The following is a 6,117-nucleotide window of genomic DNA, read 5'->3' on the forward strand; positions in this document are numbered from 1 at the left end:
CGACCTACGGCCACCTCCCTCAAGGGAGGAATAGGGCGGTACAAGGAATATGGAATGTCAGCTTATTTAGAATTGCTTTCCAACAGTGACTTCTTCTCAGCAGAGTACCCGGATGAAGAACTCGTTCATCTCTCGGAACAGGGGATCGCTTCCTCCTACCGTCGTCGCGATGACGATTAATATATACGCTTGGTTTACAAAAAATTATGTTTAAACTATCCTCAAAATTGCTCGTCATCGGTATGAGTGAGGTACAGCTTGCCCCGAAAGCTTTGGGGAGCCAAGAAGCCATCCCCAGAGTATGGAGGGGAAACGGAATTCTAAATGCTAGTCAGTATGTGCCTCGAAGAAGGGGGTCACTTCGTCTTGCCTCCTCGGATGACGGTAAATAAAGTGATTATTGAATAGTTTTATAAATAGCTGCCAATCTTTGGGCACTCTCCTCCGGGGTTATATCCCGCTGCGGGTTGCCCAGCATTTCAAATCCAACCATGAACTTCCTTACGGTAGCTGACCGCAGCAATGGCGGATAAAAGTGCATATGAAAATGCCATTCGGGATGCTCTCCACCATCTGTTGGAGCCTGATGGATGCCTGAAGAGTATGGGAAGGATACTTGAAACAACCCATCATAGGTTCGGGTAAGCAGGCTGAGGGTTTGGGCAAAATCCACTCTTTCCTCTTCTTGCATTGCGCCTAAGTGTGCTATAGGCCTTTTGCTTATGATTATGGTTTCGAAGGGCCAAACCGCCCAAAAGGGTACCAATACAGCAAAATGATCGGTTTCGAAAACAATACGTTCATCCTTTTGAAGCTCTTTATTCAGGTAGTCTGATAACAGGGTACGGCCATGTTTATCAAAATATTGCCCTTGCATAACCGTCTCCTTTGCCGGTTCTCCGGGTACGGTTTCAGTTGCCCAGATCTGGCCATGAGGGTGAGGGTTGCTGCACCCCATGATCTCACCCCTGTTTTCAAAAATCTGCACGTAATTAATATTAGGCTCGGCTCCAAGTTGCTCATATTGCTCAGCCCAGGCATCTACCACTTCTTTAATGGAGTAGATAGGCATATGGGCCAAGGTAAGGTCATGGTCTGGTGAAAAGCATATCACCCGGCATATGCCTTGCTCTGACCTGGCCGTAAAAAGTTCATCCTCTTCAAATGCCTCTTCTGCATCTTTGATCAACGCCGGAAAATCATTTTCAAAGACATAGACATTTTTATAATCCGGGTTATGCAATCCTCCTGCTCTCTCATTGCCGGGACACAGGTAGCAGCCCGCATCATATTTCTGCCGGGCTACCGTTTCCTTATTTTCTGTTTTTCCCTGCCACGGGCGTTTAGCTCTGTGTGGGGACACCAGTATCCATTCCCCTGTCAAAGGGTTATACCTTCTATGAGAGGCCGTATTGAGTCTGTTTATATCCGTCATGAACCTGTGGTGCTTAAGTTTGCTGCCATGGAGAGTTTGCTACAGCCGGCAGCCGGCTCTACTTCATAAATTTCAGGGCTAATATCAAAACGCTTGCGGTATGCTTCACTGATGGTCTGAATAAATTCTTCTTTGTACGATTTCTCTACAATGTTGATCGTGCAGCCTCCAAAGCCTCCTCCCATCATTCTGGCTCCGGCTACCTGAGGTTTGTCAATGGTAAAACCAATCAGAAAATCCAGTTCAAGGCAACTCACCTTATACTCCAGCGAGAGCCCGTAGTGTGATGCATACAAGTTTTTACCAAAACCAGTGATATCACCTTTTTGTAATTGCCCGCAACTCTGCAGCACACGTTCGTTTTCCTCTACTATAAATTTGCACCGGTTATAAACGTCCTCACCCAGCTCAGGCAGCAAATGCCGCAGCATAGGGAGCTTCACGTCCCTTAGAGTATCCACTTCCGGATAATGGGCTTTAATGATCTGAACACCGCGAATACATTCTTCTTTGCGCGTGTTATAAGCCGATGTAGCCAAAGAGTGGCTCACGTTGGAGTTGCATAGCACAATACAATAGTCGCCCAGTTTCAGGGGAAAATGATCATACTCCAATGATCGGCAATCCAATCGCAAGGCATGGTCTTTTTTGCCCATTACACTGATAAACTGATCCATGATGCCACATTGTACACCTACAAATTCGTTCTCAGCTTTTTGCCCCATTTTAACGATCTCAACAGGGTCTATCCCTAATACAAACAGCTCATTTACTGAGAAGATCAGGCCACACTCCACCGAAGCCGATGAAGAAAGACCAGCACCTATCGGAATATTTCCACCGAATACGCAGTTGAACCCCTGAACCTGATATCCTTTCTTCTGAACCTGGTCTATCGCGCCTATTATGTAGTTGGCCCAGGACTTGTCGGAAGCCTGGAGGTTATCCAGGTCAAAAGAGACGGTTTCCTTAAAATATGCGGAATATATGCTGCAAGTCCGGGATTCATTTTTAGCTACGGCAAAATAGGTTTCCTTATTGATCGCCGCAGGGAACACATAGCCGCTGTTGTAATCGGTATGTTCACCGATCAGGTTGATCCTTCCGGGTGCTCGTACCAGCAGCTCTGGCTGACCATAGATATCTTTAAATAATTGTCGTATTTCAAATGCTTCCATTACCAGAATATGATGTATAAAACAGCCAATATCATCACAATACCCATAGCAAAAGCATTAAACCAGGGTGAAGTCGTAAAGAGGTCTTTTTCCAGATTGATAGCCTTTGGGGAAATTGCTTTATCTCCTGTAAGGGAAATAACCACCATCAACAACGACAGCATGAGAAAGACTACTCCCATCTGGTCGATAAAAGGCATGGAGGGAAAGGTAAGGTCTACAACAACACTGAAAGGCACTGATGCAATAGCTGTCCAAATAGCCGCAGTTGCTGACGCTCTTTTCCAAAACAAGCCAAAAAGGAACAGCACCACTATACCCGGACTCACATAGCCGGTATACTTCTGAATAAACTGGAATACCTGTTCTTCACCTCCCAATAAAGGTTGTGCCACTATTACTGCAATAACCATAGCTGAGACACCAACGATTCGTCCTACCATAACCAGATGACTCTCTGAAACATCTTTTTTCAGCGATGGCTTATAAAGGTCCATGGTGAAAATGGTAGCTGTACTGTTCATCATAGAGCTGAGTGATGACAGGGCAGCCGCAATCAATGCTGCAAAAGCCAGCCCTTTGATACCGGTAGGTACCAGGTTGGCGAGTAGCCACGGATAAGCTGCATCGTATCTGTTTATATCTGCACCCAATACAAAAGCTGCAATCCCGGGTATTACCACTACCATGGGGATCAATAATTTTAAATATCCTGCAAATGCCAGTCCTTTCTGGGCTTCTCCGATGCTCTTGGCTGCAAGTGCGCGCTGAATGATGTATTGGTTACACCCCCAATAGCTCAGGTTAGCAATCCACATACCGCCAACCAGTACCGATATACCGGGAAGATCTTTATAAAAAGGGTTGTTCTTCGAGAGGATCATATCAAACTTCTCTGGGGCCTTTTCAAACAAAAGGGAAAGACCTTTCAAAGCACCCGCTCCTTCACTAACGGCATCAAGCGCAAGATATGTAGTAACGAGGCCACCGAATATCAGAAACACTACCTGCACAACATCCGTCCAGGCAACGGCTTTCAGACCGCCATAAATAGAGTAAGCTACAGCCATTACTGCCAGGCCGATGATGGACTGCCACATGGTAATGCCCAGCACTACGGTCAATGCCAGTGAAGAAAGATAAAGTACTGTGGAAAGGTTGACGAAGGTGTATAAAAACACCCAGAATACAGCCAGTATAGTTCTTATCCGGCCATCGTAGCGTTGCTCAAGCAGTTGAGGCAGTGTAAAGATGCCTTTCTTCAGGAATATGGGTAGAAAATATTTGGCTACGATCAGGAGTGTAAGTGCAGCCATCCACTCATAGGTGGCTATACCCAGGCCGAGCGCAAAACCTGATCCTGACATACCTATGAATTGTTCTGCAGAAATATTGGAAGCTATAAGCGATGCTCCGATAGCCCACCAGGGAAGTGACTTTCCGGCCAGGAAATAATCACTTGAATCTTTGGTGTGCCCTTTCTTTTCCCGGCTTACCCACAAGCCTATAAAAATAATGAGGCAGCCGTAGGCTATGAAAATAATGATATCAATTGTTGACAGGTTCATCCGTTCATTTCGTTTAAAAAAACATGAGTTAACAATTCCTTTGCACCGGGCATGCCCTGAAATTAAGCCTCTGCCCTAGGCAGGCGCCGTACTCTGGTGCATACGTTTGCAGCCACGAAGCACAACAGTGTAATCATACGATAGATGGCTTTTCCGTAGTAATTAATTGTTAACTGATGCCACTGTTCTGCGTCCGCACCATGCTATTAACCTCTCCGAACCACCCCTTCCGAAAAGAAGGGATTTTTAAGGAGCTTTAGTTCATAGCATTTCGTGCGCACTTGCCCGAATGCAAAGGAACCACTTATGAAGTGATGCCTGAATATTGGCATTCGATTGCTGATTTACAAGTTGCAGGCACCAGGAGCATTAAAAAAACGTTTCCGGTAACGATCTCGGAAATTAATTATATTTGAATTGACTGCTAAAAACTTAAGTTTGAGGTTATACTACTCTTCCGGTTTTTCGACTAAACCGGTGAAATGATAATATGGAAAAAGGACAGGTAACCATCCGGGACATTGCACTGAAACTGAACATTTCGATATCCACAGTTTCAAGGGCTTTACGCGGGATGGCCGATGTAAACGCTGACACAAAAAAAAGGGTATTGGAAATGGCCCGGGAGCTCAATTATGAGCCCAACCAGATAGCCCAAAGCCTGCGTAGCAACAGAACGAATACTATTGGCATTATTGTGCCTGATGTTCAGGTACACTTTTTCAGTTCCATTGTCAGCGGCATCCAGAAAGTAGCCTCAAAGGTCAATTACAATGTTCTTTTCTGTCAGTCAGGCGAAAGTTATCAAACGGAACTCAACAACCTCAAGGCGCTCATAGCCAGCCGGGTTGACGGATTGCTGATCTCGCTTTCCAGGGAGACCGAAGATATCGAACACCTGCTCAGGGTACAGCAGAAGAATATTCCTTTGGTATTATTTGACCGGATAAGTGATGATATTGACACCTCCAAAGTCGATGTAAGCGATACAGACGGGGCTTTTAAAGCTGTAAAGTACCTGATAGATACAGAATGCAGGCGGATAGCTTACCTGGCCGGGCCAAAAAACCTGACGATCAGCAATAAGCGTATGGAAGGTTATTTACATGCTTTACGTGCCGCCGGAATTACACCTGACGAAGAGCTGATCGTTCATTGCAACTCCTTAAAAGAAGATGCTGCCGGTGCAACGGCTCAGCTTCTGTCTCTTAATAACAAGCCGGACGCCCTGTTTTGCGTCAATGACCCGGTGGCCATTCAGGCTATTCAGGTGATTAAAAAGCATAATCTCAAAATACCGGAAGACATTTCCATAATCGGCTTTACTGACGATCCGGTATCAGCCTTGATAGAACCGGCCCTGACTACCGTGGCCCAGCCATCGCACGAAATGGGCCAATGCGCCGCCAAGCTGTTGATTGACCAGATCAAAGGCTACGATGGTACTTCAAGGACAGTAACGCTGGACACAAAATTGGTTTTGCGGAACACTACGAAATTGCTTAATCCATAGAAAATTTCACGCTCATGTTGATAGGAATGGTAAAATCAATAGCAGATGTTGAGTGACGACAGGGAGCTATTGAACCTTTTCTATGCCAATTTAGTCTTTCGTAATCCTAACTTTGGTTTATTCAATTTTTTTATTGATTCAGTTACCCTATTCCTTGTTTCAGATTGAAGAAAAGTTGGAACCAATATTTTCAGGCTTATTCCTAAAACGCGATGAATAATAACCAAATCTTTTAAGGTAAACTGAGATACACCATTTATCAACTCGCTCATGTACGATTTAGGATGCCCTAATATCTCTCCTAAATCTTGCTGTGTCATATCATACTCCTTAAGTTTCTTTCTAATAACATCCTTGCGTTTATTGATAAACCTCTGTTCGTATTTTACAATTTCCTCTGCATTATCCGATTCCTCCACCTGG

The 6,117-nt window shown here is 44.9% G+C and carries 6 protein-coding genes; 2 read left to right on the forward strand and 4 right to left on the reverse strand.

What is annotated here, in order from left to right:
• Nucleotides 1–180 (forward strand): hypothetical protein (locus tag E1163_RS30920; RefSeq protein WP_221417924.1); only part of this gene is annotated, 180 nt, incomplete at its 5' end.
• Between the two features lie 217 nt (nucleotides 181–397).
• Here the strand turns inward: E1163_RS30920 and E1163_RS03245 are convergent.
• The 3 genes from E1163_RS03245 to E1163_RS03255 are packed head-to-tail and all read right to left on the reverse strand — an operon-like array spanning nucleotide 398 to nucleotide 4,181.
• Nucleotides 398–1,435 (reverse strand): UDP-glucose--hexose-1-phosphate uridylyltransferase, encoded by a 1,038-nt coding sequence (locus E1163_RS03245; RefSeq protein WP_155169402.1) that lies wholly within the window; start codon nucleotides 1,433–1,435, stop codon nucleotides 398–400.
• Nucleotides 1,432–2,613 carry a galactokinase gene (locus E1163_RS03250; RefSeq protein WP_155169404.1) on the reverse strand — a complete coding sequence of 394 codons (1,182 nt, stop codon included), beginning with the start codon at nucleotides 2,611–2,613 and terminating at the stop codon, nucleotides 1,432–1,434. Before E1163_RS03250 ends, E1163_RS03245 begins: the two co-directional genes overlap by 4 nt.
• Nucleotides 2,613–4,181: a sodium/sugar symporter gene (locus E1163_RS03255; RefSeq protein WP_155169406.1), complete on the reverse strand. Its 1,569-nt coding sequence runs from the start codon at nucleotides 4,179–4,181 to the stop codon at nucleotides 2,613–2,615. Before E1163_RS03255 ends, E1163_RS03250 begins: the two co-directional genes overlap by 1 nt.
• A 490-nt stretch (nucleotides 4,182–4,671) precedes the next feature.
• Between E1163_RS03255 and E1163_RS03260 the strand changes: the two genes are divergently transcribed.
• Nucleotides 4,672–5,694 (forward strand): LacI family DNA-binding transcriptional regulator, encoded by a 1,023-nt coding sequence (locus tag E1163_RS03260; RefSeq protein ID WP_155169408.1) that lies wholly within the window; start codon nucleotides 4,672–4,674, stop codon nucleotides 5,692–5,694.
• An 80-nt stretch (nucleotides 5,695–5,774) separates the two neighbouring features.
• Here E1163_RS03260 and E1163_RS03265 read toward each other — a convergent pair.
• A partial coding sequence (locus tag E1163_RS03265) for a helix-turn-helix domain-containing protein (protein ID WP_155169410.1) occupies nucleotides 5,775–6,117 on the reverse strand: 343 nt, incomplete at its 5' end.

Source organism: Fulvivirga kasyanovii, from assembly GCF_009711405.1.
GTDB classification, from domain to species: domain Bacteria; phylum Bacteroidota; class Bacteroidia; order Cytophagales; family Cyclobacteriaceae; genus Fulvivirga; species Fulvivirga kasyanovii.

Bases quoted from the DNA above. Each gene is read 5' to 3' on its own strand.
- E1163_RS03250 (WP_155169404.1), bottom strand. From the start codon at position 2,613: ATGGAAGCATTTGAAATACGACAATTATTTAAAGATATCTATGGTCAG.
- E1163_RS03255 (WP_155169406.1), bottom strand. From the start codon at position 4,181: ATGAACCTGTCAACAATTGATATCATTATTTTCATAGCCTACGGCTGC.
- E1163_RS03245 (WP_155169402.1), bottom strand. From the start codon at position 1,435: ATGACGGATATAAACAGACTCAATACGGCCTCTCATAGAAGGTATAAC.
- E1163_RS03260 (WP_155169408.1), top strand. From the start codon at position 4,672: ATGGAAAAAGGACAGGTAACCATCCGGGACATTGCACTGAAACTGAAC.